This is a genomic window from Brevundimonas sp. GW822-FHT03E11 (assembly GCF_058801445.1).
Genome location: NZ_JBXANG010000007.1, coordinates 128,095 through 152,483, shown reverse-complemented (window position 1 = coordinate 152,483; position 24,389 = coordinate 128,095). Strand labels below are relative to the sequence as shown.

Annotated in this window: 22 protein-coding genes and 1 riboswitch; of the genes, 10 read left to right on the top strand and 12 right to left on the bottom strand. The window is 68.4% G+C overall.

Features of this window, described 5'->3' with window-relative positions:
• Window positions 1–109: 109 nt before the first annotated feature.
• The 5 genes from ruvC to AC1RKE_RS12610 form a co-directional block, all read right to left on the bottom strand.
• Window positions 110–628, bottom strand: a complete 519-nt coding sequence (gene ruvC / locus AC1RKE_RS12630) for a crossover junction endodeoxyribonuclease RuvC (protein WP_191555016.1) — start codon at window positions 626–628, stop codon at window positions 110–112.
• A gap of 80 nt (window positions 629–708) precedes the next feature.
• Window positions 709–1,284 carry a hemerythrin domain-containing protein gene (locus tag AC1RKE_RS12625; protein ID WP_348683857.1) on the bottom strand — a complete coding sequence of 192 codons (576 nt, stop codon included), beginning with the start codon at window positions 1,282–1,284 and terminating at the stop codon, window positions 709–711.
• A 38-nt stretch (window positions 1,285–1,322) separates the two neighbouring features.
• Window positions 1,323–2,018, bottom strand: a complete 696-nt coding sequence (locus tag AC1RKE_RS12620) for an MgtC/SapB family protein (protein WP_054766826.1) — start codon at window positions 2,016–2,018, stop codon at window positions 1,323–1,325.
• Window positions 2,019–2,076: 58 nt separating this feature from the next.
• On the bottom strand, window positions 2,077–3,429 hold the full coding sequence (locus AC1RKE_RS12615; protein ID WP_348683859.1) for a hypothetical protein: 1,353 nt from the start codon (window positions 3,427–3,429) through the stop codon (window positions 2,077–2,079).
• A gap of 123 nt (window positions 3,430–3,552) precedes the next feature.
• Entirely contained in the window at window positions 3,553–4,326 is a 774-nt protein-coding gene (locus AC1RKE_RS12610) for a YebC/PmpR family DNA-binding transcriptional regulator (protein ID WP_182714877.1), read from the bottom strand.
• A 146-nt stretch (window positions 4,327–4,472) separates the two neighbouring features.
• On the opposite strand from AC1RKE_RS12610, the gene AC1RKE_RS12605 reads away from it, so the two are divergent.
• Window positions 4,473–4,670, top strand: a complete 198-nt coding sequence (locus tag AC1RKE_RS12605; protein ID WP_054764699.1) for a hypothetical protein — start codon at window positions 4,473–4,475, stop codon at window positions 4,668–4,670.
• 85 nt (window positions 4,671–4,755) lie between these two features.
• Here AC1RKE_RS12605 and AC1RKE_RS12600 read toward each other — a convergent pair whose 3' ends face one another.
• Window positions 4,756–6,132, bottom strand: a complete 1,377-nt coding sequence (locus AC1RKE_RS12600) for an aminotransferase-like domain-containing protein (protein WP_348683862.1) — start codon at window positions 6,130–6,132, stop codon at window positions 4,756–4,758.
• A gap of 124 nt (window positions 6,133–6,256) precedes the next feature.
• Between AC1RKE_RS12600 and AC1RKE_RS12595 the strand changes: the two genes are divergently transcribed.
• Window positions 6,257–7,117 (top strand): DMT family transporter, encoded by an 861-nt coding sequence (locus AC1RKE_RS12595; protein ID WP_348683864.1) that lies wholly within the window; start codon window positions 6,257–6,259, stop codon window positions 7,115–7,117.
• 41 nt (window positions 7,118–7,158) lie between these two features.
• Here AC1RKE_RS12595 and AC1RKE_RS12590 read toward each other — a convergent pair whose 3' ends face one another.
• Window positions 7,159–7,593, bottom strand: a complete 435-nt coding sequence (locus tag AC1RKE_RS12590) for an acyl-CoA thioesterase (protein WP_348683866.1) — start codon at window positions 7,591–7,593, stop codon at window positions 7,159–7,161.
• A 156-nt stretch (window positions 7,594–7,749) separates the two neighbouring features.
• Between AC1RKE_RS12590 and AC1RKE_RS12585 the strand changes: the two genes are divergently transcribed.
• Both AC1RKE_RS12585 and AC1RKE_RS12580 read left to right on the top strand, forming a co-directional pair.
• The gene (locus AC1RKE_RS12585) at window positions 7,750–8,880 is read left to right on the top strand and encodes a zinc-dependent alcohol dehydrogenase family protein (protein ID WP_348683868.1); all 1,131 of its coding nucleotides are present in this window, start codon (window positions 7,750–7,752) and stop codon (window positions 8,878–8,880) included.
• 78 nt (window positions 8,881–8,958) lie between these two features.
• Window positions 8,959–9,579 (top strand): hypothetical protein, encoded by a 621-nt coding sequence (locus AC1RKE_RS12580; protein ID WP_191558743.1) that lies wholly within the window; start codon window positions 8,959–8,961, stop codon window positions 9,577–9,579.
• A 4-nt stretch (window positions 9,580–9,583) separates the two neighbouring features.
• On the opposite strand, the gene AC1RKE_RS12575 is transcribed toward AC1RKE_RS12580, so the two are convergent.
• From AC1RKE_RS12575 to AC1RKE_RS12565, 3 genes are all read right to left on the bottom strand, one after another.
• Window positions 9,584–12,046 carry a S9 family peptidase gene (locus tag AC1RKE_RS12575; RefSeq protein WP_348683870.1) on the bottom strand — a complete coding sequence of 821 codons (2,463 nt, stop codon included), beginning with the start codon at window positions 12,044–12,046 and terminating at the stop codon, window positions 9,584–9,586.
• Between the two features lie 127 nt (window positions 12,047–12,173).
• Complete coding sequence (locus AC1RKE_RS12570) at window positions 12,174–13,019, bottom strand: ribokinase (protein WP_348685261.1); 846 nt, start codon at window positions 13,017–13,019, stop codon at window positions 12,174–12,176.
• The gene (locus tag AC1RKE_RS12565) at window positions 13,016–13,981 is read right to left on the bottom strand and encodes a nucleoside hydrolase (protein ID WP_348685262.1); all 966 of its coding nucleotides are present in this window, start codon (window positions 13,979–13,981) and stop codon (window positions 13,016–13,018) included. The genes AC1RKE_RS12570 and AC1RKE_RS12565 overlap by 4 nt, the downstream gene beginning before the upstream one ends.
• A gap of 127 nt (window positions 13,982–14,108) precedes the next feature.
• A riboswitch (TPP riboswitch) is annotated at window positions 14,109–14,218 on the top strand.
• Window positions 14,219–14,292: 74 nt separating this feature from the next.
• Between AC1RKE_RS12565 and thiC the strand changes: the two genes are divergently transcribed.
• A complete protein-coding gene (thiC, locus tag AC1RKE_RS12560) occupies window positions 14,293–16,311 on the top strand; it encodes a phosphomethylpyrimidine synthase ThiC (RefSeq protein ID WP_492897178.1) in 2,019 nt (672 codons plus the stop codon).
• A gap of 25 nt (window positions 16,312–16,336) precedes the next feature.
• Here the strand turns inward: thiC and AC1RKE_RS12555 are convergent, their stop codons facing one another.
• The gene (locus AC1RKE_RS12555) at window positions 16,337–17,608 is read right to left on the bottom strand and encodes a hypothetical protein (RefSeq protein WP_395942297.1); all 1,272 of its coding nucleotides are present in this window, start codon (window positions 17,606–17,608) and stop codon (window positions 16,337–16,339) included.
• Window positions 17,609–18,051: 443 nt separating this feature from the next.
• Here AC1RKE_RS12555 and AC1RKE_RS12550 point away from each other — a divergent pair, with 443 nt between their 5' ends.
• From AC1RKE_RS12550 to AC1RKE_RS12535, 4 genes are all read left to right on the top strand, one after another.
• Window positions 18,052–18,231: a hypothetical protein gene (locus tag AC1RKE_RS12550; RefSeq protein WP_348685522.1), complete on the top strand. Its 180-nt coding sequence runs from the start codon at window positions 18,052–18,054 to the stop codon at window positions 18,229–18,231.
• A 153-nt stretch (window positions 18,232–18,384) separates the two neighbouring features.
• Complete coding sequence (locus AC1RKE_RS12545; protein WP_348685520.1) at window positions 18,385–19,275, top strand: hypothetical protein; 891 nt, start codon at window positions 18,385–18,387, stop codon at window positions 19,273–19,275.
• A gap of 59 nt (window positions 19,276–19,334) precedes the next feature.
• Entirely contained in the window at window positions 19,335–20,765 is a 1,431-nt protein-coding gene (tldD, locus tag AC1RKE_RS12540; protein ID WP_152949466.1) for a metalloprotease TldD, read from the top strand.
• 61 nt (window positions 20,766–20,826) lie between these two features.
• Complete coding sequence (locus AC1RKE_RS12535) at window positions 20,827–21,129, top strand: hypothetical protein (RefSeq protein ID WP_182714927.1); 303 nt, start codon at window positions 20,827–20,829, stop codon at window positions 21,127–21,129.
• Between the two features lie 14 nt (window positions 21,130–21,143).
• Here AC1RKE_RS12535 and AC1RKE_RS12530 read toward each other — a convergent pair whose 3' ends face one another.
• Window positions 21,144–22,115: a TraB/GumN family protein gene (locus AC1RKE_RS12530; RefSeq protein ID WP_395942298.1), complete on the bottom strand. Its 972-nt coding sequence runs from the start codon at window positions 22,113–22,115 to the stop codon at window positions 21,144–21,146.
• A 144-nt stretch (window positions 22,116–22,259) separates the two neighbouring features.
• On the opposite strand from AC1RKE_RS12530, the gene AC1RKE_RS12525 reads away from it, so the two are divergent.
• The gene (locus tag AC1RKE_RS12525; protein WP_492897174.1) at window positions 22,260–24,332 is read left to right on the top strand and encodes a TonB-dependent receptor plug domain-containing protein; all 2,073 of its coding nucleotides are present in this window, start codon (window positions 22,260–22,262) and stop codon (window positions 24,330–24,332) included.
• Window positions 24,333–24,389: the final 57 nt, after the last annotated feature.

Here is a 24,389-nt window from a genome sequence, read left to right as displayed (position 1 = left end):
CCCGAAGGGTGGTGGAGGGGGCCTGCCGCGAACAGGGTGTCTGGGGCAAGCCCCCTCCACCGCTTCGCGGTCCCCCTCCCCCAAGGGGGGAGGATTTCAATGTCGCGCCTCACGCCGCCCCCCGGTGCATGGCTTCCAGCAAGGACCGTTTCCTCAGTTGCGCATGGGTGATCGCCACGGCCAGGGCGTCGGCGGCGTCCGCCTTCACATCCCCGGCTGTCGGCAGCAGTCGTTTGACCATGAAGCCGATCTGGCCCTTGTCGGCGTGGCCGGCGCCCACCACGGCCTTCTTGATCAGGTTCGGCGAATATTCAGCGACCCTTAAGCCCCTTTGGGCCGGCGCCAGCATGACCGCCGCCCGGGCATGGCCCAGCTTCAGGGTCGAGGACGGGTTGACGTTGACGAACACCTCTTCCACCGCCGCCTCCTCGCAGCCGTGGTCGGCCAAGATGGTCCCCAGCGCTTCGAACAGGAACAGCAGACGTTCGGAAAAGGGCGCGGCCTCGGGCGGGGCCACCACCCCGTGCGCCACCCAGCGCAGGCGCGCGCCGTCGGCTGTGATCACGCCCCAGCCGGTGCGTCGCAGACCGGGGTCCAGGCCGATGATTCTGACTGTTTCGTTCGCCATCCGTTCCCCTCATGCCGCAAAGAGGGTTAGCGGGCAATGAACAGCTTGATCTGCGGGTCAGAAACCCGGCCCCATCGACCTCAGCCGTGGGCCTCCACATAGGTTTCCGGGTCCTTGTTGACCGGCTTCACCCCGGTGATGTGTTCGGCCTCAAAGGCGGCGAACCTGACCGCCAGGTCGTGGCGGAGGTCAAGGTCGGCGTTCAGGCGGAAGTCGGTCAGCCCCTGCCGCTCCTCCTCGCCCATATGTTTGGAGTTGACCACATTGGCCCGGCCCACCGCGTCGAACCAGGCCGGGCTGCCGACCGGATGCTGTTCCACCGCCTTGACCGCATCGCGCAGCTTGTTGTGGTCTTCGATGGCGTCTTCGGTCTCGCCCTCTGCCGTGCCGTCGTCGGCGTCATTGGCCCCTTCGCCCAGCTTGATCAGGTCGGGATAGAAGAACCGCTCCTCGGCCTCGGCATGGACGTCCAGAAAGGCCGACAGCCTCAGCCAGACCGCGCTCAGGGCGTCCACGTCGGTCGGGTCGATCTGTTCGATGATCGAGAACAGGCGGCGCTGTTCGGCGTGGTCGTCCAGGATCAGCTGGGTGATGTCCATCGGGGTCTGCATCCTTCGACCGGACCGGCGCCGGGCGTGGCGGGTCTGACGGTCCACCCGCTAATCCGCGCGGCCCGCGACGGTTCCCGCCCCGCTCAGCCGTCGCGCGGATTCAACCGATAGGCGGCGACGCCCGGCGCGGCGCACAACAGGGCGGCCAGCCGCTCCAGCTCATCGTCCGTCGCCGCCTTCAGCCGCCAGGATCGCCGGATTCGGCGCCCGTCATGGATCAGCTCCAGCCGCCCGGAATGGGCCTGGGGGTCGATGGCGCGAATGGCGGCCTGGACCTGATCCTCCGGCGACGGCGCCGCCCGGTCCCAGGCCACGACCACATCCACCACCTTGCGGTCGGGCAGGCGCAGGTCGATCAGCCGCAGCCCGCCCAGGATCAGGGCCGTCACCCCGGTCCCCAGGGCGCCCAGGCCGTAAAGCCCCGCCCCGAACAGCAGCCCTATGGCCGAGGTGATCCACAGGGAGGCGGCCGTGGTCAGGCCGTGCACTGAAAATCCGGTGCGGAAGATCACCCCGGCGCACAGAAAGCCGATGCCGGTCAGCACCCCATGGGCCATCCGCGTCGGATCGGTGACGATGTTCTCATCCGGCAGGGCGCGGAACGCCCAGTCGGCCTGGCGCATGGCCGCCAGCATCAGAAGGGCCGAGGCCAGACTGACCAGGATGTGGGTTCTGAACCCGGCCGCGCGGCCGCGCCATTCGCGCTCCAGCCCGATCGTCCCGCCGGCAACGACCGCCCCGAGGATCGGCCAGAGCGCGCCGTTCAACAGGTCGCTCATCATGCCGATCAAGCGACGGGAGCGCCCGAACGTTCCGGGCGCGTCCTATTTCGGACGATCAGCCGACGATGGCCTGAAGCTGGGCGGCGGCGTCGGCGATGCTGGGACGGCCGCCCCGGCCCCGACGGGCGGCGTCCAGGGCGGCGGCCGACATGGCGGCCTCGGCCCGCACGCTTTCCAGATCTTCGCGCAGGGCGCTGATCTGCTGGTTCAGGGTCTGGACGCGCTTCTCATGCTCGTCCTGGGCCGCGCTCAGCTTGGCCTGCAGCTTGACCATCCGGTCCTCGGCCCGGGCGATGGCCTTGTCGTGGCCGGCGGCCGCCTTGGCCAGGGCGTCGGCGCGGTCCACGGCCGCCACGCGGGCGACCTCCATGGCGGCCTGACGCTGACGCGCCTCCTCGATCTCGCTCTCCAGGGCGCGCACCCGCTCCACGGCGCGGTCCAGATTGATCTGCAGCGTGTCCGCCCGGCGCTCGGCCGCATGGCCCCCGGTCTGAAGTTCGCCCAGCCGCGAGGTCAGTTCGCTGTTCAGCACCTCCAGGCCGTTGGCCCGGGCCGTGGCCGTGTCCAGGCGCGCGGTCAGGGAGGCGGCCTCGGCGCGGGCGGCCTCGACCTGGCTTTCCAGAGTGCGGATGGCGCGGGCGGCCTCGGCCTGTTCGGAGGCGGCGCGGGCGCGTTCGGTCGCCAGCTGGCCCTCGCCGGTCGCTGCGGCCCGCGCCAGGGCGGCTACCTCGGTCCCCACCTCGTCCACGCGGCGGCGCAGCACGGTGTTCTCTTCCAGCACCAGGGCGTGGTCGCGCTGGATCTGGGCGCGGGCGGCCTCCAGCTCGGACCGCGCCGTCTCGGCCTGGGTCAGCTGTATGCGCAGCGACTCCTGGTCCTGCTCCAGTTCGCGGATGCGCTGGACGGCGGCGCGATCGACCGCCTCGAACCCTTCGATCCGGGTGGCAGACTGGGCCAGGTCGGCGCGCAGCCGGCCGATCTCGACCCGGGCCTCCTGCAGATTGGCCGCGCTCTCGGCGCCGCGCGCCTCCAGATCGTCCACCTTGGCCTCGGCCTCCGCCAGGGCCTCGGACAGGCGGCGCACCTCGGCGTTGGCCAGACCCAGCTGCCGGGCCGCCTCGTCATGGGCGTTGCGCAGATTGACCAGTTCGACGTGGTTGTCGCGTCGCGACCGGAACTCGGCCTCCAGCGGATCGCGCAGCTGGCCCAGCAGGGTCTCGAAGGTCCCGAACCGCTGGGCCATTTCGGCCAGCTGATCCAGACTGTCCTGGATGGTTTCGAACCGTTCGCCGATCAGGCCGGCGACGTCCTGCTCCTCCGCCCGCGAAGCGGGGGCGGCGGCCGGGGCCTCATTGCCCTGGGCCTTGCCGCTGCGGGACAGAACCCGGTCTATTCTGGTCAGCTTCATGATCGCGCCCCTCGTCCTCGCCCCAGAGCGGCGACGCGACCTCAGGTCGAATCAGCCGCTCCCCAAACGTTGACGAAAGGTTAATCCGAGGGAGCCGTCCAAGTCGAGACCCGCGTTCGCCGATCAGCCGGCGTATTTCGCCGCATCCTCGTCGGAAATATCCTCATTGGAATAGACGGCGGACACGTCGTCCTCGGCGTCCAGGGCGTCCAGCAGTTTGAACAGGGTTCCGACCGCCTCGCCCGTCACCGTCACTTCCGACTGGGGCTTCCAGACGATGGCGGTGGACTTGGGGTCGCCCAGCACCTTGGACATGGCCTCGGCCACCTCGTTCAGGTCCTCATAGGCGGTCCAGATGGTGTGGCCCGGCGCGTCCTCATAGATGTCCGGCTTGACCAGATCGCTCTCGACGTCCTGGGCGCCCGCCTCGATGGCGGCCTCCATCACGGCGTCCTCTGTGCCGGCCTCGGCCGGATAGACGATCTTGCCCACCTTGTCCCACATGAAGGCGACCGAGTTCATCTCGCCCAGGGCGCCGCCGTTCTTCTTGAAGGCCGTGCCGATGTTGGAGGCCGCGCGGTTGCGGTTGTCGGTCAGGGCCTCGACGATGATGCCGACGCCGCCGGGGCCCCGGCCCTCGTAGCGGACCTCTTCCATCGTATCCACGTCGCCGCCCGAGGCCTTGTTGATCGCCCGCTGGATCACGTCCTTGGGCAGGCTTTCGGCCTTGGCGTTGTTGATGGCCAGGCGCAGGCGCGGATTGGCGGCCGGGTCCGGCAGGCCCGACTTGGCCGCCACGGTGATGTCGCGCGACAATTTGGAGAACAGTTTGGAGCGCTGCGCGTCCGCGCGCCCCTTGCGGTGCATGATGTTCTTGAATTTCGAGTGGCCGGCCATGGGGATCGTCTTCGACAGTCTGAAACCTGAGCCGCGCTCCCTAGCCGATGCGCGGCAGGCTGTCACGCCGCCGCGACGGCGTCGAAGCGCAGTGGAACCTCAACCATTTGGGGGTATTGATCCCTGAAGCCGATAAGGAGCCCCCGATGAACGCGACCGACATCTATGAAGCCGAGGGCCGCGCCGACGACGACCTGCACGAGGCCGACATCGTCGAATGGTACGAGGCCCGCCCCGTCACCGTCCCCGCCGCCGTCGCCGCCGGCTCCATCATCGCCGCCTTCACCCTGGGCGCCCTGACGGCGGTGGGCGTGCTGTTCCTGACGGGACAGCTGGACGACTGAAGTCCTCCTCCGCTCATCCCGGCGACAGCCCGCCCCCTTCTCCTTGAGCGCGCCGCACGGAGGTCTGGTCGACAGGCTCGGCCCCTCACCCGGCCATGGCGCGACGAAGCGTGTCGAAGATCCGCGCGTCGCCCATATGCGCCACATTGAAGCGGAGGAAGCCGGCCGCCGACTGGGACACGCTGAAGGTGTCGCCCGGCGCCAGCATGACGCCTTCGGCCAGGCACCGGCGCGCTATGAGGCCCGAATCCTGCCCCTCGGGCAGGCGGCACCATAGGTAAAAGCCGCCCCGCGGCCTGACCCAGGGCTGAAGGCCCAGCGGCACCAGTCGCGCGATCGCCTCTGTCCGGGCGCGAACCAGACGGCGGCGCACCTCGTCCATATGTTTGCGATAACCGCCGCCGCCCAGGACGGCCGCGACCAGTTCCGCAGCGAGCGGGCTCGGACCGCCGAAATTCGTCGCGATCTGCAGATCGACAAGTCGCTCGATCAAATCCGGCCTGGCGGCCACATAGCCGCAGCGCACCGAGGCCGACAATGTCTTGGAGAAGCTGCCGATCCTGATCACGCGGTCCAGCCCGTCCAGAACGGCCAGGCGCGGCGACGGCGTGGGCTCGAAATCGGCGAAGATGTCGTCCTCGACGATTGTCAGCCCGTGGGCTGCGGCGGCGCGCAGCACCTGATGCGCGACCTGGGGGGACAGGCTGGCCCCCGTCGGATTATGCAGGGCGGAATTGGTGATGTAGAGCTGGGGCCTGTGCTCGACCATCCTCTGCTCGAACACGGCGACGTCGGGGCCTGCGGCCGTATAGGGAACGCCGACGACCTGAACGTCGTGAGCCTGCAGAAGCGCGCGAAAGTTGAAGTAGCAGGGGTCGTCGACCAGGACGACCGCGCCGGGCCGCACCAGCAGGCGACAGATCATGTCGATGGCCTGGGTGCCCGAACCGGTGAGCAGAAACTGGTCAAGGCCGGCGGCCACCCCCTCGTCGGCCAGCCGGGCCTGCAGCAGCCGCCGCAAGGCCACGGCCCCGCGCGTGGACCCATACTGGGTCAGGACCCGTTCAGGAGCGCGGCTCAGTCCCCTCAACCCCCGCCTCAGCGCCAGATGCGGCATCCAGTCGGACGGAAGCCATCCGCAACCCGGCGCAGCGAGCGACGGATCGGCGTCGAGCGACTGTTTCGAAATCCAGAACGGATCGAGGTCGCGCTCGCGCGTCTCCTCTATGGGCGCGATGACCAGGGGCTGGGCGTCCGCTCGCGCGACATAGAAGCCGGACCCCCGGCGCCCCTGGATGACGCCCTCGGCCTCCAGCCGGTCATAGGCTTCGACCACGGTGGAGGGGGACACGCCCAGGGACCGCGCGCAGCCTCGGATCGAAGGCGCCCTGTCCCCGACCCCTAAAGCCCCGCTGGCGATCTTGGCGCGGATCGCCCCCATCACCGCCTCCGTGCGTGTCATTGCTTTGCACCCCGAAACTGTCTGGCCACACAGCCCCATACAGTTTGGTCGAATTGTACTGGGCTGTATATGGGCGCGACCGCCGCGCCGCCCTAGTCAGGAGGCGATACGGAGGCGGAACGTCATGGAACAGAAATCAGCGGGCTGGGGCTCCGGCCTCTTGGGGGTGATCATCTTCAGCGGCTCCCTGCCGGCCACGCGCGTGGCCGTCGCGGACTTTTCCCCTCTCTTTCTGACCTCGGCCCGCGCCGTCCTGGCTGCGCTGCTCGCCCTGGCCCTTCTGGCCGGCTGGCGCCAGAGACGCCCGGGCCTTTCCGACATGCCTCGCCTCGGCGCCGTCGCCCTGGGCGTGGTCGTCGGTTTTCCGCTTCTGACCGCCCTGGCGCTGCAACATATGACGGCGGCGCGTTCGATTGTCTTCATCGGACTGCTGCCGCTCGCAACCGCCCTGTTCGGCGTCTTGCGTGGGGGCGAACGCCCGAAGGTGGTCTTCTGGCTGTTCGCCGTCCTGGGCGCCGCGACCGTCGCCGCCTTCGCCCTGTTTCAGAGCGAGGCCGGATCCCTGGCGGGCGATCTTCTGATGGTCGCCGCCGTCGCCGTCTGCGGCATGGGCTATGCCGAAGGGGCGACCCTGTCGCGTCAGCTGGGCGGCTGGCAGGTCATATCCTGGGCGCTGGTGCTGTCGCTTGCGCCGATGACGGTCCTGGCGGTCTTCACCCGCCCGTCCGTCTGGAGCCACATCCACCTCTCGGCCTGGATCGGCCTGGCCTATGTCTCCATCTTCAGCATGTTGGTGGGGTTCGTCTTCTGGTATCGCGGCCTCGCCCTCGGCGGCATCGCCAAGGTCGGACAGTTGCAGCTGCTCCAGCCCTTTTTCGGCCTGTTGCTGGCCGGCGCCCTGCTGCACGAACCGATCCGCTGGACCATGATTGCAGCCGCGCTCATCGTCGTGCTTTGCGTCGCCGGCTCGAAGAGATTCGGCTGAACCGACCCAATCCCCCGGGAAAGGCCCTCAGCCGCCGCCCCTCACCCCGCCTTCAGATTCTCCACCACCGCCCTCAGCTTGGCGGGCAGGGGCTTCGGCCGGCGGGTTTCGGCGTCGACATAGACGTGGACGAAATGGCCGACGGCGGCGGGGATGTCGACGCTGCGCTTGAACACCGCAAAGCCGTAGGTGACGCTGGAGGTGCCGATCCGGTCGACCTTGATCCCGACCTCGATCACATCGGGGAACTTCAGGGCCGAGGTGTATCGGCAGCCGCTGTCCACCACCAGGCCGATGGACTCGTTCAGGGCGTCGGCGATCAGCAGATGGGCGTTCACCGCCGAGTCCACGAACTCGTAGAATTTGGCGTTGTTGATATGGCCGTACTGGTCGTTGTCGGCCCAGCGGGTCGAGACCATGTGAAAGGCGCGATAGGTCGCGCGTTCGGCCAGGGGGCCCAGGTCCTGTTTCGGCATCGTCGTCATCCTCCCCGGCGATCGTCCGTGTCGCCGTCCAGGTGACGCTCGGGCTTGGACGACGTGGCGTCAAGCGCCTATCGGTAGGCGGACGATCACAAGCGCTCAAGCGGCTGACGACCGCGTCCTCGGCGATAGCGCAAGGAGAAGCTTACTATGAGCATCACGACCCGCGCGGCCGTTTTGTCGAGGAGCGGCGCCGCCCTTCCCTACGCCGACAGCCGACCCCTGTCGCTCGAGACGGTGACGCTCGACCCGCCCGGCCCCGGCGAGGTGCGGGTCGCCGTCAAGGCCGCCGGCCTGTGCCACTCGGACCTCAGCGTCATCAACGGCGAGCGTCCCCGCCCCCTGCCCATGGCCCTGGGGCATGAGGCCGCAGGCGTGGTCGAGGCCCTGGGCGAAGGGGTGACGGATCTCGCCGTCGGCGATCATGTCGTCATGGTCTTCATGCCGTCCTGCGGCCATTGCGACCCGTGCGCCGGCGGCCGTCCCGCCCTGTGCGAGCCGGGCGCCGCCGCCAACGGCCGGGGCGAGCTTCTGTCCGGCGCCCGGCGCCTCTTTCGCGAGGGCGAGCCGGTCAACCACCACCTGGGCTGTTCCGCCTTCGCCGAGCGGGCCGTGGTCTCGCGCCGGTCCCTGGTCAAGATCGACCCGGAGCTGTCGTTCGAAGAGGCGGCCCTGTTCGGCTGCGCCGTCCTGACCGGCGTCGGGGCCGTGGTGAACACCGCCGGGGTCAAGGCGGGCCAGAGCGTCGTGGTCATCGGCCTGGGCGGCGTGGGCCTGGCCAGCGTCCTGGGCGCCCTGGCCTGCGGCGCCTCGCCCGTCGTCGCCGTGGATCTGTCGGAAGAGAAACTGGCCCTGGCCCGCACCCTGGGGCCCGTCCACACCGTCCAAGCCGCCGATCCCGGCGCCGTCGACCAGGTCCGCGCCCTGACCCACGGCGGCGCCGACTTCGCCTTCGAAATGGCCGGCTCGGCCCGCGCCCTGGAGAACGCCTGGAAGATGACCCGGCGCGGCGGAACCACCGTCACCGCCGGCCTGCCCCCGCCCGAGGCGGCGCTCGCCGTCAACATCGTCTCCCTGGTCGGGGAGGAACGCACCCTGAAGGGCTCCTACATCGGAACCTGCGTCCCCAGCCGCGACATCCCCCGCTACGTCGCCCTGTACCGCCAGGGCCGCCTGCCGGTGGACCGTCTGATGAGCGGCGTCATCCCCCTGGACGAGATCAACGCCGGCTTCGACCGGCTTCACGCCGGGGAGGTGGTGCGGCTGATCGTTCGCCCGTGAAGAGACGGTAATTCCGGCGCCCGTTTTCCGCCGCAAAGCCGAGCGCCAATCCCGGCCCAAGCTTCAGCGGAGATTACCATGCGCCTGTCCCGCCCGTCCTTGGCCGCCGCCATGTCGGCCGTCGTCCTCGCCTTCGCCGCCCCGGCCTTCGCCCAGGACGCCCCATCCGACAACGCCCGGGGGCAGGACAATGCCGAAATGGCGGCCATCTTCGCCGCCGACCAGGCCGTCCGCCAGAACATCGACCCCCAGAAGTTTCGCGACCGCGCCTTCGTCGAGCAGATGCACGCCGCCGACGCCGCCCGGCGCGTTCAGACCCGCGCCCTGCTGGACGCCGGGGCGCTGAAGACCGGCGCCGACTATCGCGCCGCCGCCTTCGTCTTCCAGCACGGCTCGACGCCCGAGGACTATCTGCTGGCCCACAGCCTGGCCGTCGCAGCGGTGGCCAAGGGCGATGCGGACGCCGCCTGGATCGCCGCCGCCACCCTGGACCGCTATCTGCAGATGACGGACAAGCCCCAGATCTACGGCACCCAGACCCGCAAGACCCGCGACGCCCCGGCGACCCTCGAACCCTACGACCGCGCCCTTGTCCCCGACAGCCTACGCGCGGTCTTCGGCGTCCCGCCCCAGGCGGAACAGGACGCCCGGCTCGCCGCCGTCAACGCCGCGACCGAAGCCGCGACGCCAAAGCCCTGATCGCTCAGTTCGCCGCCGGTTTCGGCGGCGCGTTCTTCACATACTGGTCCAGCCAGCGGGTCATCTCCCACAGCGTATGGCCCACCGATTCCCGCGCCCGGTATCCGTGCGCCTCCAGCGGCAGGGTGACGTAACGCGCCGTCGCCCCCAGCCCCTTCAGCGCCGCATAGAAACGCTCGGACTGGACCGGGAAGGTGCCGGAGTTGTCGTCCGCCTCGCCGTGGATCAGCAGGATCGGCTCAGTCATCCGGTCGGCGTAGGTGAAGGGCGACATCTCCGTATAGACCTCGGTCGCCTCCCAATAGTTGCGCTGTTCCGACTGGAAGCCGAACGGGGTCAGGGTGCGGTTATAGGCGCCCGACCGCGCGATCCCGGTCCGGAACAGGTCCGAATGGACCAAGAGGTTCGCCGTCATGAAGGCGCCGTAACTGTGGCCGCCGACGGCGATCCGGTCGCGATCCGCCACCCCCATGCCGACCACCGCATCGACCGCAGCCTTCGCGTCGGCGACCAGTTGTTCGACATAGGTGTCGTTCGGCTCGGCCCCGTCCTTGCCGATGATGGGCATGGAGGGATTGTCGAAGATGGCATAGCCTTGCGTCAGCAGGAACAGATGGCTGGACCCGCCCGGCCGCACGAACCGGTTCTGCACATCCACCGTCTGGCCCGCCACCGCCGCATCGGTGAACTCGGCCGGATAGGCCCACATCAGCATGGGCAAGGGCCCGTCGCGGTCCTTGTCATAGCCGGCCGGCAGATACAGGGTTCCCGACAGCTTGACCCCGTCGGCCCGCTCATAGGTCACCAGCTGGCGCGTCGCCCCGGCCAGCTGCGGCGCCGGATCGGGGAAGTTGGTCAGGGCCGTGGTCTGGCCCGTCGTCAGGTCGCGGATCTGCAGGTTCGGCGGGTCCAGCCGCGTCTCGCGCTGGGTCACCACCCGCTTGCCGTCCGCGTCCAGGAAGCCGACCACAAATTCGTAATCGCCCTGGGCCGAGGTCCACAGGCGCTGGCTCTGTCCCGTCGCGGGGTCCAGGGCGGCCAGGAAGGGGAATTCGCCCTGGGGCGTGGCGCCGGCCCCCTGCATCAGGATCTTGCCGTCGGGGGTGAAGCGGATCACCGGACGTCCCGCCGCATTGGGCTGGGTCACCGGCTGGCCCGGATTGTCGTAGCGGGCCTGATAGTTCCGCTCCAGCAGCAGCCGGCCCTCGCCGGGCTTGGACGGATCGACCACGAAGCGGCTCTCATGCCGGGTGTTGAACCAGCGGCTGTTGACGACGGCCAGGTCATCCTTGCCCCAGACGATGCCGGCGTACCGCTCCTTCAGGTCGATCAGCTTGACCGGCTCGGCCGTGAAGGGGGCGGCCTGCATGAAGACCCGGTCGCGGAACTCGGCCTGATTGCGGATGTCCCCGCCGTCCAGGGCCTCGACCCAGGTCAGGGTCGCCGGCGCATCGGCCCGCCAGCCCACGGACCGCGGCCCCGGCGCCACGGCGTCGAAGGCGGTCGGCACATCGTCCCTCAGCGGCAGGTCGGCGACGGTCCGCACCACCCGCCCGGCCATGTCCGTCACCACGATCTCGGTCGGGAACAGGCCCGCCGGCACGGCGTAGGAATAGGGCCGTTTGGCGATCTCGTGCAGAATGTATTTCCCGTCGGGCGACAGCGAGGCGTCCAGATAGACGGCCGGGGCGCGGATCGTCCGTGCACGGCCGTTCAGCGGAACCAGGGTCAGCTGGCTGGTGAAATAGTGGTCGAACAGGGCCTCGTCGCCCGGATTGGACAAGAGGTCCTGATAGGTCCGGACCGGCGCGGCGCGCCCGGCCGTCTCCTCGATGTTCGGCCCGGTCGGCGCCGCCGTCACGTCCGGCGCAGCCCCCCGCCCGGCCGGAACCGCCTCGACCAGCAGGCCCGAACTGTCCGGCAGCCAGTCATAGCCGGCCCCGCCCGTCATATTGACCACCGGCTCGGTCAGCTTGCGCGCCTGCGCGCTCGCCACGTCCACGACCCACAGCTCCAGCCCCGTCGGCCGGTCCATGACGAAGGCCAGGTGTTTCGCATCGGGCGAGAAGCGGGCCCCCGTGAACCGCGCCCCGGCCGGCAGGGCCACGACCCGGGGCGATCCTCCATCCACGGCCTGAAGCGTCAGCCCCGTCAGCCACGAGACCCGGCTCTCGGCCGGCCCGTTGTTGCGCGGATTGATCCGCGACCCCGCCAGCCGCAGCATCGGCTCGGCCAGGGCCTGGATGCTGGGCAGGTTCGACCGGTCCATCAGGACCAGGGTCTTGCGGTCCGGGCTCAGCATCGACGACGGCGTAGGCTTGGCGTCCAGAATGTCCGCGATCGGCTGGGGCGGTTGCTGATAGGTCGTCTGACCGGGCGCCGCGGACTGGGCCAGGGCCCCGCTCGCCGTCGTGGCCAGCAACACCGCCGCCAGCGCAAGGCCGGAACCGCGAACACGCATCATCATCGTCTGAAGTCCCCACTGATTTAAGTGTCAGACTAACGACAGCCGCAACACGGCGGCAACCCCAATCCTCCCCCCTTGGGGGAGGTGGCTCTGAGCGCAGCGAAGAGACGGAGGGGGCCCGCCCCCCTCACCCTCCCAGCAGCGCCTCGACCTGATCCCGTTCCGGCGCCGACGGCTGGGCCCCCGGCCGCGTCGCCGCAAAGGCCCCGGCCGCGCAGGCGAAGCGCAGCGCCTGCGCGGGCTCCATCCCCTCCAGCAGGGCCACGGTGATCGCCGCCACGAAGGCGTCGCCGGCGCCGGTCGCATCCACAGCCTCGACGGCGGGCGGCCTGGCCGATGCCGTCTCCACCCCGCGCTGATACATCACCGCCCCGCGAGCGCCCTGGGTCACCACCACCCGGCCGCCGCCCCGATGCAGGGCCTCGCCATAGAAGGCGGCCTCGGTCTCATTGACCACGATCAGGTCGGCGCGACGCAGCAGGGCCTCCGACACCGGGGCGGCCGGCGCCAGATTGGCGCAGACGAAGCCCGTGGCCCGACCGACCGCCGCCTCCACCGTCTCGATCGGCAGCTCCAGCTGCACGATCAGGGCGCCCTCAATCCGCTGGGGCAGCTGTTCGGGCGTGACCAGATGATTGGCCCCGGCCGCCACCACGATCTGGTTCTCGCCGGTCGGATCGACGGCGATCAGGGCGACGCCCGTGGGCGCCGCCACATCGACCTCCACCCCCGCCAGATCGACGCCAAGCTCGGACATCAGGGCCAAGGCCTCGCCCGCCATGGCGTCGTTTCCGACCCGGCCGATCAGGCTGACCTCGGCGCCCAGTTTCTCGGCCGCATAGGCCTGGTTGGCGCCCTTGCCGCCGGGATAGCGGGCGAGCGCCGCCCCCGTCACCGTCTCGCCCGGCGCCGGCAGCCGGGGCGCCGTCGCCACCAGGTCCAGATTGATCGAGCCGACGACGGTGATCCTCATCCCCCGCGCGCCCTTTCAGCGCCCTTCAGGGTTTCGGCGATCAGGTCGAACACCCCTTGAGCGTCCGCCGCGACCGCCCAGCGATGGCGGGCCGTCTCCGGATCGACCCGGAACTCCACCGCCGTATGGCCGCGGGTCAGGTCCGATCCCGTCTCGACCTCGATCCGGCAGGGCTTCAGGCTGAACAGGTCGGGCTTCATCAGCCAGGCGATCGGACAGGGGTCGTGCAGGGGGGCGCCCCAGTCCGGGCTGGGCCAGCCGACCAGGGTCCGTTCAGTCCTCTGGGAAAAGCGCAGCAGGGCGGCCATGGTGCGGGCCGGTTCGGTGCGGATCGTCTCTATGGCGCGGATGCGGGCCTCGGTGGCCCGCACCTGATGCGTCGCGTCCAGGCCGAAGGCGATCACCTGACAGCCCGAGCCGAAGACCACGGCCGCCGCATCCGGGTCGGCCCAAATGTTGAACTCGGCGGAAGCCGTGATGTTGCCGCCCTCCGACCGCGCCCCGCCCATGACCACGACCGGGCCCAGGTGTTCGGCCAGCCGCCGTTCGCGCTTCATCGCCAGGGCCAGATTGGTCATCGGCCCCAGGACGGCGATCGCCACCGATCCGGCCGGGCGCTTCATCACCAGGTCGACGATGGCGTTGGCCGCCGGGCCGTCGCCGATGATGCCGTGAGGCTCGAACGGCTCCAGGTCGCCCAGCCCCTCCGCCCCGTGGAACTCGCCGGCGCCGGCGGGCGGGCGTTTCAGCGGCCGTTCGGCCCCGCCGAAGACGGGCACGTCCTCGCGGCCGGCGATCTGGCGGATCATCCGCGCATTGCGCTGGGTCAGGGCGCCGGGGACGTTGCCGCCGACGGTGGTGACGGCCAGCAGCTCCAGCTCGGGGGCGGCGAAGGCCAGGAAGAGCGCTGCGGCGTCATCCACGCCGGGGTCGCAGTCGATGATCAGGGATTGGACAGTCACCCCCGTGGTTTGGCCGTCCCGACGCCGGGGGGCAAGTCCGTTTCATGGCTAAGCCTGTGGGAAGGGGCGCCTTTTTCCGGCCCCGCCCGCCCGGCTTGACGTCCGCCTCCCCCGGCGTCACCCTGAGCCTCGTTCTCCGGGGGGTCGCAATCGAGCGGCTGAGATAGAGGTTCCTCCTCTGACCCGTCGAACCTGATCCGGGTCATGCCGGCGAAGGGATGAGAGTCGTCATTCCCGCGAAGGCGGGAACGGTCCGCGCCACAGGACCCTCGCGCCCGACGTCGGCGGACCTCAAACCGTTTGAGGCCGCCATGAACATCCAAGTCACCCCGCCCGTCCTGCCCGAAGAGCCCAATGTGGATCTGGCCCTGGCCGAGGCGCGCAAGGCGGTCGAGGCTGAGACCGGCCGTATCCCGACCGGCGAACGGGCCGGCAGCCGCAAGGTCTATGTCCAGGGCGTCCTCTATCCCGACATCCGCGTCCCCTTCCGCGAGATCGCCCTGCATCCGTCGGCGAACGAGCCGCCGGTGACGGTCTATGACTCCTCGGGCCCCTATACCGACCCGAACGTCACGATCGACATCAAGAAGGGCCTGCCGCATGTGAAGACCAGCTGGCAGCTGGACCGCGGCGACATCGCCCCCGTCCTGAACCCGCGCGAGGTCAAGCCCGAGGACAACGGCCATGCCTCGGGCCGCCACCTGGCCCCCCGCTTCGACACCTCCAACCACCGCGTCTTCAAGGGCGTGGAGGGCCGCCCGGTGACGCAGTACGAATACGCCAAGGCCGGGATCATCACGCCCGAGATGGAATATGTGGCGATCCGGGAGAATCTGCGGCGGGAGGCAGTGGCGAGTGGCGAGTGGCGAGTGGCGAGTGACGTCGCCTCCACCATCACCCTAGCCGACGGCACGACGGTCCCTGTCCCCTCTTCCTCCTCGCCACTCGCCACTCGCCACTCGCCACTGGAGCGCGACGGCGAATCCTTCGGCGCCTCGATCCCCGACTTCGTGACGCCCGAGTTCGTGCGCTCCGAGATCGCCCGCGGCCGGGCCATCATCCCGCACAACATCAACCACCCGGAGGTCGAGCCGATGATCATCGGCCGGAACTTCCTGGTGAAGATCAATGCTAACATCGGCAACAGCGCGGTCCTGTCCAGCGTGGACGACGAGGTCGACAAGCTGGTCTGGGCCACCCGCTGGGGCGCCGACAACGTCATGGACCTGTCGACGGGCAGGAACATCCACAACATCCGCGACTGGATCATCAGGAACTCGTCCGTCCCGATCGGCACCGTCCCCATCTATCAGGCGCTGGAGAAGGTGGGCGGCATAGCCGAGGATCTGACCTGGGAGGTGTTCCGCGACACCTTGATCGAACAGGCGGAACAGGGCGTCGACTATTTCACCATCCACGCCGGAGTGCGCCTGCCCTTCGTGCCGATGACGGCGAAACGCGTCACCGGCATCGTCAGCCGGGGCGGCTCCATCATGGCCAAATGGTGCCTGGCCCATCACAGGGAGAGCTTCCTGTATGAGCATTTCGAAGACATCTGCGACATCATGCGGGCCTATGACGTGTCGTTCAGCCTGGGCGACGGCCTGCGCCCCGGCTCGATCGCCGACGCCAATGACGAGGCCCAGTTCGCCGAGCTGCGGACGCTGGGCGAACTGACCAAGATCGCCTGGTCCAAGGGCTGCCAGGTCATGATCGAAGGCCCCGGCCATGTGCCGATGCACAAGATCAAACAGAATATGGACGAGCAGCTGAAGCACTGCCACGAGGCGCCCTTCTATACGCTGGGGCCGCTGACCACCGACATCGCGCCGGGCTATGACCACATCACCAGCGCGATCGGGGCGGCCATGATCGGCTGGTTCGGCACGGCCATGCTCTGCTACGTCACGCCCAAGGAGCATCTGGGCCTGCCGGATCGTCAGGACGTCAAGGACGGCGTCATCACCTATAAGATCGCCGCCCACGCCGCCGACCTGGCCAAGGGCCACCCCGCCGCCCGCCTGCATGACGACGCCCTGTCACGCGCCCGGTTCGAGTTCCGCTGGGAGGACCAGTTCAACCTGGGTCTGGACCCCGAAACCGCCCGCAAATACCACGACGCCACCCTGCCCAAGGAGGCCCACAAGACCGCCCACTTCTGCTCCATGTGCGGCCCGAAATTCTGCAGCATGAAGATCAGCCAGGACATCCGCCGCGATGCGATGGCGCAGAATGATGCGGGGGCCTCGCTGGCGGAGGCGGAGGCCGGGATGGCGGAGATGAGCGCGAAGTTCCGCGCCGGGGGCGGGGTGGTGGAGGTGAAGGTGTAGTACGCGCCCCAATCATGCCAGCCGATTACAGCGTCCAAATCTTTGCGTTTTGGTACCAGTCCGGCTCCTCGAAAGAGGCCGCGCCAGGCATGCTAGACAACATCAGCCGGATAATTCTGACAGCTTGGAAAATTCGCTTCATTAGCTCGCGCTGCTCTTTGATGTAATCCAAGTCAAATTCGTCTACGCTGACTGAGTGAGCGGGCCTTTGCCTTAATTTGCGGACGTCTTTTAAAACTTTCAGCGCTTGATCGACTTCCTCCTTGGTCTTCGGCGACGGAGAGAAGTTTCTCTCTATCCAATCACTGAAAATCGCCAAGGTCCCTCTTGGTATTTTAACGACTGTGCCGTCATCCTTGGTTGCTCTTTCTGCAATAGTCACTTCATCACGAAAAAATTTTACATTAATGTCGTCTGACAGAAGTTTGTCGACCATGTGCACAAAGCCGTCAAACTCTCGTCTGGTTGGCCGTATAAGAAACGACAACTCTCGAGGTCGGTTACTGTCCGTGTAATCAGTTCGGAAGAAAGGCGGCCGCCCCAGAATGACTGATAGCTCGTTTATCATTCGCCTCTCTTGCAGAACGGCGTCATATAAAGACAGGCCCTCGGACCAGTGACCGGCTACGTTAGCGGCGAAATCAGGATGAAGATAAAATTTTCCGGGAAGCTCGTGCTGCTTCCACCACACCTGTTGCTGCGCCGAAAGCTTGTGCAAATCCCAGTTACTAACCGCCACAGCCGGATGTAGTTCATCGTCGAAAGAAACTCCGAACCGAGGCAACGATAAACTATCGATTCCTTCAGAATTTGAGTCCCAACTATCATCCTTCACATAAATTTGCCCCCTAACACCATCCATGTTGTAGTAAAATCGAGGGTCATTTCGATACCATTCAAGAGTAGTTAGGCTGAAGTGGCGGAATGTTAGCTGCTCTTCGCCCTGAGCAAGATCGACGTCGAAAGGCTTTCCGTTGTATTTATCCGGCACCGACCGAATTTGCAGCGCTTCTTTTGTCGGATAAAGGCAAGAGTGACCCAATCCGTGCTGCTCAATCTTCGCAATTTGATCTTCGATGGGATCAACCGGCAAGGCCTTGATGTGAGGATTTGGATGTCTGTCGCCCCTCACCACATCAATGTGGCGGGCGCGCACTGCGGCAATGACTATGGGGACTAGATCGCTAGATTCAGCCTCGATCCGATAGACAGGAAGCCCGTTGAAATCAGCCGAACTCCAGTAAAATTCGACAACTTCTTCTGTCAGAGATTCAATGGTGAGGGTGGACGAGGACATTAGCGAGCTCAACCTTGACTAGAGTCCCAGCCTATAACTGCCCGACATCTGGGTGCCTAGAGGGAGCGACAGCGGGGTGCCGGAAGGCTCATTTCATATTAGCCTGTGACCATGCCCACGCTCGTTCTCCTCGCCGGGCCGAACGGCGCCGGCAAGACCACCTTCATCAACCGCTTCCTGCGCCAGCGGGCGGAGGCGTTTCGGTTCGTGAATCCGGACGCGGCCAGCTGATCCCCTCCCTTTCGTCATCCTCCGGCAAGCCGCGGCTTCGCGGCGCAGACCGGGGGACCCAGCGGCGCGCGTGAGCGTGAACCTGTCGCGGACGGGGTGTTCGAGATCCGTGCGGCGGACGGATTTCGCCTTCGGTGCCGCTGGGTCCCCCGGTTCCGCTGCGCGGCCCGGAGGATGACGAAAGGAAGGGAACTGTTAGATTGGGGACCGAAATGAGCAGCATCTTCGACCGCGAAACCACCCTGAAGGCCCTACGCGACGCCGCCCGGATCGCGCGCGAAGGCACGCGCGAGGAGAAGTCCGGCAAGTTCCTGCCGCCGCCCGGCTGGAAGGGGCATCTGGTCACGGCCGCCGACGCTCCGCCCGCGCCCCGGAAGAAGAAGACGGCCTAGGCTTCCCTCGCCCCTGCCCCCACCCCTTCCCCCACACCGCCCTCTGATTCCCCACGGCTTTTCCCGCCTTCCCGACAATCGACCCATCACCCCTTTCCCCCGACCCCATACTGAGGCCGCTCCGCATCGGGGCGGATTGGTTGGGAGGGACGGATGGACGCGACGGCAGGCGGCTGGAACGAGGACGGGGACGGGGATTGGGGCGCGGAGGGGATGGCGGAGACGGGCGCCGAACGGGCCTGGGACGATGACCCCCTGAACGACCGGCCCCTGTATGACGGGCGGCGGGTGCGCGATCCCTATCAGAGGGGCGGGGGTTACAGCCGGATATCGGAGGACCGGTGGGATGCGATCCAGCGGGCCTATGCGGCGGGCGAGCCGGGGGCCTCGGTCTGTCGGCGGTTCGGCCTGGCGCGGTCGACCCTTTACGCCCGCGCCCGCGACGAGGGCTGGCTGCGCCAAGATCAGGATCAGACCGAACCTCTGGATTATGGCTTCGAGGCGGACGGGGCGGACGAGCCCGTGGACCTGGAGGCCGAGACGGCGGCGGGCCTGTGCGACTACGGCCTGTTGGCGGGTCACGCCCGGGTGCGGATGCAGCGGGCGATCCTGGCGGGCCGAGGGGTGGAGGCCGGGCGCTGGATGCGGCTGCACGCCCAGCTGACGGCCATGGCCCAGGCGGAAGAGGCGATGAAGGCGGCGGCGAAGGCGCAGGCTGAGGCCCAGACTCTGAGTCCGCCGTCGGCCGAGGCCGCGCCCCGACCGCCTGCGGCCCAACCGCCTGCGGCCAAGCGCCGCTCCGGCCCCAAACCCCTGTCGGACTGCGATCGGTTTGAGGTGCTGGAACGCCAGATGAAGGCCCTGACGGACCTGGAGCGGTCCTTCGCCGGCCTGGACCTGAGCAATCCCGTCTATCGCCGCCTGCTGGAAAAGGCGGTGAAGGCGGTCGTCCTGATGGGGCCCGATCCGGTCGATCCGGCGCCGGACCAACCGGACACATCGGACACATCGGACAGTGTTTTTTCCACGCCCGTCCCCTCCTGACGGTTCCGATCCGGTCCTGAACAGGTGACGAGGGGCGCTTCAGCCCCTACCTAGGCGTCATGACCCTTCATGCCGCCCCGCCGCCCCTCCTCGACGCCGCCGGCGTTTCGACCGACGACGCCCTGTCGATCCTGAAGTCCGCCTTAGCCGGGGCGGACGACGGGGAGCTGTTTCTGGAACGCTCCGAGAGCGAGAGCCTGGTGTTCGACGACGGGCGGCTGAAATCGGCCGCCTATGACGCCACCGAGGGGTTCGGCCTGCGCGTCGTGGCGGGCGAGACCGCCGGCTACGCCCACGCCAATGAGATTTCGGCCGCCGCCCTGGGCCGCGCCGCCGACAGCGCCGCCCTGGCCAAGGCGGGGCATGAGGCCCGCGTCGCCGAGGGGCCGCGCGCCACCAATCAGAAACTGTATGCCGAGGTCGATCCCCTGGCCTCGCCCGCCTTTTCCGACAAGATCGCCCTGTTGGCCGAGATCGACGCCTGGGCCCGGGCCCGCGATCCGCGCGTGGTCCAGGTCTCGGCCTCCCTGGTCGGCGAGCGGCGCGCGATCGAGATCCTGAGGGCCGACGACCGGGCGGTGCGCGACGTGCGGCCCCTGGTGCGGCTGAACGTCTCGGTCACGGTCGAGCAGAACGGCCGGCGCGAGAGCGCCTCCTCCGGCGCCGGGGGCCGGGCGGGCTTCGAGGCCTGGGTGGCGCCCGAACGCTGGCAGGCCCAGGTGGACGAGGCCCTGCGCCAGGCCCTGGTCAATCTGGAGGCCGTCGATTGTCCGGCGGGCGAGATGGACGTGGTCCTGGGGGCCGGCTGGCCCGGCGTCCTGCTGCACGAGGCCATCGGCCATGGGTTCGAGGGCGATTTTCACAGGAAGGGCTCATCCGTCTTCAACGGCATGATGGGCAAGCGGGTGGCGGCGCCGGGCGTGACCGTGGTCGATGACGGCTCCATCGCCGGGCGGCGCGGCTCCCTGTCGGTCGATGACGAGGGCACGCCCACGGGCCGCACCGTCCTGATCGAGGACGGGATCATGGTCGGGCTGATGCACGACCGGCTGTCGGCGCGTCAGCTGGGGGTCGCCGCCACCGGCAACGGCCGTCGCCAGTCCTTCGCCCACATGCCCATGCCGCGCATGACCAACACCTTCATGGAGGGGGGGCGGGATTCCAAGGCCGACATGATCGCCAATACGAAGCGCGGCCTCTACGCCGCCAACTTCTCGGGAGGCCAGGTCGACATCACCAACGGCAAGTTCGTCTTCCAGTGCAATGAGGCCTATCTGATCGAGGACGGGGTGATCACCGCCCCCGTGCGCGGCGCCACATTGATCGGCGACGGGGCCACGGCCCTGACGAAGATCCAGATGATCGGCGACGACTTCGCCTTCGACCCCGGCGTCGGCGTCTGCGGCAAGGCCGGACAGGGCGTGCCCGTCGGCATCGGCCAGCCCAGCCTCAAGATCGGCGGCCTGACCGTCGGCGGAACGGCGGTCTAGGGGAAAGGAACCGGATCGGACGAACGGGTGTTTCCCCGCCACACAGGAGAGGAGACTTACCGTGGCAACCGAACGCACCATCAAACACCCCGACGGCCGGGTCGAGCGCGTCAGCGAAAACTCGACCGGCCCGACCATCGTCGAGCAGCGCCGCAGCGGCGGCGGAATGGGCGGGGTCATCGCCCTGATCGTCGGCCTGGCCCTGGTCCTGATCATCGGCTGGTTCCTGATGAACATGAACCGCAATGAGGCGATCGAGTCCAACGCCGTAGCCGGCGCGGCCGAAAGCGTCGGCAACGCCGCCGACACCGTCGGCGAGGCCGCCCGCGACGCCGTGCCCGAGCGCGCGACGCCTGCCAATTAACCCATTGATAATACTTACGAAATAGGCGCGTCGCCGGGGACCTCGGCCGGCGGCTGCGGCCGCCAGTCGGGGCCCAGAGGCTCCAGCCCCTGGGCCTCCAGCCGGTCCAGCAGGCCGCCCGGCTGGGCCAGCAGGCGAAGCGGGGCGATGGCGACCGTCGTCCCGCCCTCGGCCAGGGCCTGGTCCACCGCCTGGCCCCACAGGGCCTCCAGCGCCGGCCCCTGGCCCATCACCACCCAGTAGGAGCAGGCGCTGACGGCCTGATCCAGGGGCGAGGCGAGCACCTCGGCGACGCGGCGCCGGCGCCAGGCCTCGGCCCGCCGCTCGCCCTCCGCCTCGCCCAGCTCGGCCGCCGTCACCGCCCGCTCCATGCAATCTAGGTACCGCTCGGGCGGGGTGGTCAGCACCCGATCGATGATCTCGTCCCCCCGCAGGGTGCCGACCGGCTCGGCCGGCTTGCGGCTGGTCCGCGCCGCCCGCCGCACCACGTCCGAGACCGGCCGCTCGCGCCGGGCGTAGCCGCCCCGCTCCATCAGCTCGGCTGACAGCAGCAGCAGGCTGGTGCGGCTGGGCCCCTCGCCCGTGACCCGCTCCAGCCGCGCCTCCAGCTCCGGCGGCAGATAGTCGGCCGTGGTCCGGCCCTCGGGCAGGCGGGTCAGGGTCCGCGCCCGCCAGATGACTCGCCCCAGATCGGCCAGGGACGCCCGCCCCTGCACCGGGAACAGCACCCGATCCGCCCGCTCCACCGCCGTCGTCAGGGCCTCGGTCCGCCAATCCATGTCGCGCGACAGGCCGTCGATCGACCCGACCAGGATCAGGGTCGCGTCCCCGCGCCGGATCTCCCACATCGGCCCCTCGATCCGACGGGCGGTGACGACGATGTCCTCCACCGCATCGGCCGGCGGGTCCGCCTCCTGGGCTGTCGCCCGCCAGCCTGCGCTTGCGGCAAGCAGAATAGAACAGAGAAGAGCGGGGATACGGTTCATGACTTCACTGTATTCGCGCGCCTTTCATTTTCGTAATGAAATGTCTGTAATGATGGCGGCGATTTAATCCACCTTTCCGCCTTGTAACTGGAGATGAACGTCCGCTGACGGCACATCCCTCGACAACATTCGAGGGGAAGACCGATGACGAAGACCTTGCTGCTGGCCAGCACCGCCCTGTTCCTGTCGGCCGCATCGGCCTTCGCGGGGGACGAGCCCCAGGTGGCCCAGGCGCCGGTTCCGACCGGCCCGGCGGGCCAGGCGCCCCTGGCCGACGCGACCCAGCGCGGCGTTCTGGTCTTCACGCCCGACTTCTTCGCGGCCCAGCGCCCCAATACGGCGCTCGACATGGTCAATCGCGTGCCGGGCTTCGAGGTCGACGACGGTTCCGGGGCGCGCGGCTTTGAAGGGGCGGTCGGCAATGTGCTGATCAACAACGCCCGTCCGGCCTCCAAGAACGACGGCGGCTCCAATGTGCTGAGCCGCACCCCGGCGCGTCAGGTGGAACGGATCGAGCTGATCCGCGGCGGCGCGCCCGGCATCGACATGCAGGGCTTCTCGGTGGTGGTGAACGTCATCCTGAAGACCGAGGCCAGCCGCCAGTCGATCCTGACGTGGAACACGACCCAGTTCGAAGGCGCGGGCCAGGATCTCTACGGCGGCAGCTATCAGTTCACCGCCCGAGACGGCGACCGCAGCTGGGGCGTGACCCTGTCCGACGGCATCAGCATGAGCGATTCGAACGGCCCCGGCCGGACGATCCGCCGTGACGTGGCAGGCAATGTGCTGCGCGACGAGGTTACCGACACCGACGGCTACGGCGGCGGCAATTCGATCCGCGGGACCTATGCGGGTCCGATCGCCGGCGGCAAGGTCGACCTGACCGCCCGCTATGGGATCAACGACTGGAACGGCTACTACAACAGCCGGTCGGCGACCGCCTTCCGCGAAAGCCTCGACCAGGAGGACAACAAGAGCGGCGAGTTCGGCGTCACCTGGGAGCGGCCGCTGAACGACCGGTTCAAGCTGGAAACCCGGCTGATGCATGAGTTCGGCAGCTGGGACGGGGTCTCGACCTACAACGTCCTCAGCAACGGTCTGGACGCCCCGGAAGAGCGGTTCGTCTATTCGGGCAAACGGTCCGAGACCATCCTGCGCGCCCTGATCCGTCACGAGCGGTCGCCCAAGCTGACGATCGAGACCGGCGGCGAGGTGGCCTACAACATGCGCCAGACCGATCAGGCCTATAGCGTGGGCGGCGCCCCGGTGGCCCTGCCCAGCGCCTCGGTCAAGGTGGAGGAGACGCGGGGCGAGGCCTTCTCCAAGGGCACCTGGCGGCTGCACCCGGACCTGACGCTGGAGGCGGGGCTGCGCCTGGAGGCCTCGACCATCAGCCAGTCGGGCGACGCCGATCAGGAGAAGAGCTTCTTCTTCGCCAAGCCCCGCTTCATGGCCACCTGGACGCCGATGCCGAACAACCAGCTGCGCTTCCGCTTCGAGCGCGAACTGGGCCAGCTCGACTTCTCCGACTTCGCCGCCTCGGCCGACCTGGAGGAACAGAACGTCTACGGCGGCAACGTCGATCTGGAGCCCGAGCAGCGCTGGATCTCCGAGCTGACCTATGAGCGCCGCTTCTGGGGCGAGGGCGTGGTCTCCATCGGCTATCGCCACGACGAGATCATCGACGCCATCGACCGCATCCCCCTGGCCGGCGGCCTGTCGGCGGTGGGCAATATCGGCGAGGGGACGCTGGACCGGCTGTCGCTGAACGTGACCGTGCCGCTGGACAAGCTGGGCGTCACGGGCGCCCGCTTCACCTTCAGGAACGACTGGAACAAGACCGAGGTCACCGATCCGACCACGGGCGAGAAGCGGCCGATCTCCGGCGTTCGTCCGACCCAGGCCAATGTCGGCATCGAGCAGGACATCACGCGCCTGAAGCTGCAATGGGGGGTGAACTGGCTGCCCTATCTAGGCCAGCCCAGCTATTCGCCCGATCAGGTCTCGCGCTGGCGCGGAACCGACTATTTCGAGCTGTTCGCCGAATACAAGCCCAGCCCGACCCTGGCGATCCGGGCCCAGCTGAACCTGTGGGACGACTTCACCCAAAGCCGCACCGTCTTCGCCGACCGCGACACCCGCGCGGTGGCCTTCGTCGAGGACAGCGTCGTCGACCCGCGCACCTTCGCCTCCATCCGGGTCCGCAAGACCTTCTGAGGCGGCTGACGCCAACGAAAAGCCCCGGCGGATCGCTCCGCCGGGGCTTCTTGCGTC

Bases quoted from the DNA above. Each gene is read 5' to 3' on its own strand.
- AC1RKE_RS12615 (WP_348683859.1), bottom strand. From the start codon at position 3,429: ATGAAGCTGACCAGAATAGACCGGGTTCTGTCCCGCAGCGGCAAGGCC.
- tldD (WP_152949466.1), top strand. From the start codon at position 19,335: ATGACCCTTCATGCCGCCCCGCCGCCCCTCCTCGACGCCGCCGGCGTT.
- AC1RKE_RS12595 (WP_348683864.1), top strand. From the start codon at position 6,257: ATGGAACAGAAATCAGCGGGCTGGGGCTCCGGCCTCTTGGGGGTGATC.
- AC1RKE_RS12555 (WP_395942297.1), bottom strand. From the start codon at position 17,608: ATGTCCTCGTCCACCCTCACCATTGAATCTCTGACAGAAGAAGTTGTC.
- AC1RKE_RS12610 (WP_182714877.1), bottom strand. From the start codon at position 4,326: ATGGCCGGCCACTCGAAATTCAAGAACATCATGCACCGCAAGGGGCGC.
- AC1RKE_RS12580 (WP_191558743.1), top strand. From the start codon at position 8,959: ATGCGCCTGTCCCGCCCGTCCTTGGCCGCCGCCATGTCGGCCGTCGTC.
- AC1RKE_RS12530 (WP_395942298.1), bottom strand. From the start codon at position 22,115: ATGAACCGTATCCCCGCTCTTCTCTGTTCTATTCTGCTTGCCGCAAGC.
- AC1RKE_RS12605 (WP_054764699.1), top strand. From the start codon at position 4,473: ATGAACGCGACCGACATCTATGAAGCCGAGGGCCGCGCCGACGACGAC.
- thiC (WP_492897178.1), top strand. From the start codon at position 14,293: ATGAACATCCAAGTCACCCCGCCCGTCCTGCCCGAAGAGCCCAATGTG.
- AC1RKE_RS12600 (WP_348683862.1), bottom strand. From the start codon at position 6,132: ATGACACGCACGGAGGCGGTGATGGGGGCGATCCGCGCCAAGATCGCC.
- AC1RKE_RS12545 (WP_348685520.1), top strand. From the start codon at position 18,385: ATGGACGCGACGGCAGGCGGCTGGAACGAGGACGGGGACGGGGATTGG.
- AC1RKE_RS12590 (WP_348683866.1), bottom strand. From the start codon at position 7,593: ATGCCGAAACAGGACCTGGGCCCCCTGGCCGAACGCGCGACCTATCGC.
- AC1RKE_RS12620 (WP_054766826.1), bottom strand. From the start codon at position 2,018: ATGAGCGACCTGTTGAACGGCGCGCTCTGGCCGATCCTCGGGGCGGTC.
- ruvC (WP_191555016.1), bottom strand. From the start codon at position 628: ATGGCGAACGAAACAGTCAGAATCATCGGCCTGGACCCCGGTCTGCGA.
- AC1RKE_RS12550 (WP_348685522.1), top strand. From the start codon at position 18,052: ATGAGCAGCATCTTCGACCGCGAAACCACCCTGAAGGCCCTACGCGAC.
- AC1RKE_RS12570 (WP_348685261.1), bottom strand. From the start codon at position 13,019: ATGAGGATCACCGTCGTCGGCTCGATCAATCTGGACCTGGTGGCGACG.
- AC1RKE_RS12525 (WP_492897174.1), top strand. From the start codon at position 22,260: ATGACGAAGACCTTGCTGCTGGCCAGCACCGCCCTGTTCCTGTCGGCC.
- AC1RKE_RS12585 (WP_348683868.1), top strand. From the start codon at position 7,750: ATGAGCATCACGACCCGCGCGGCCGTTTTGTCGAGGAGCGGCGCCGCC.
- AC1RKE_RS12575 (WP_348683870.1), bottom strand. From the start codon at position 12,046: ATGATGATGCGTGTTCGCGGTTCCGGCCTTGCGCTGGCGGCGGTGTTG.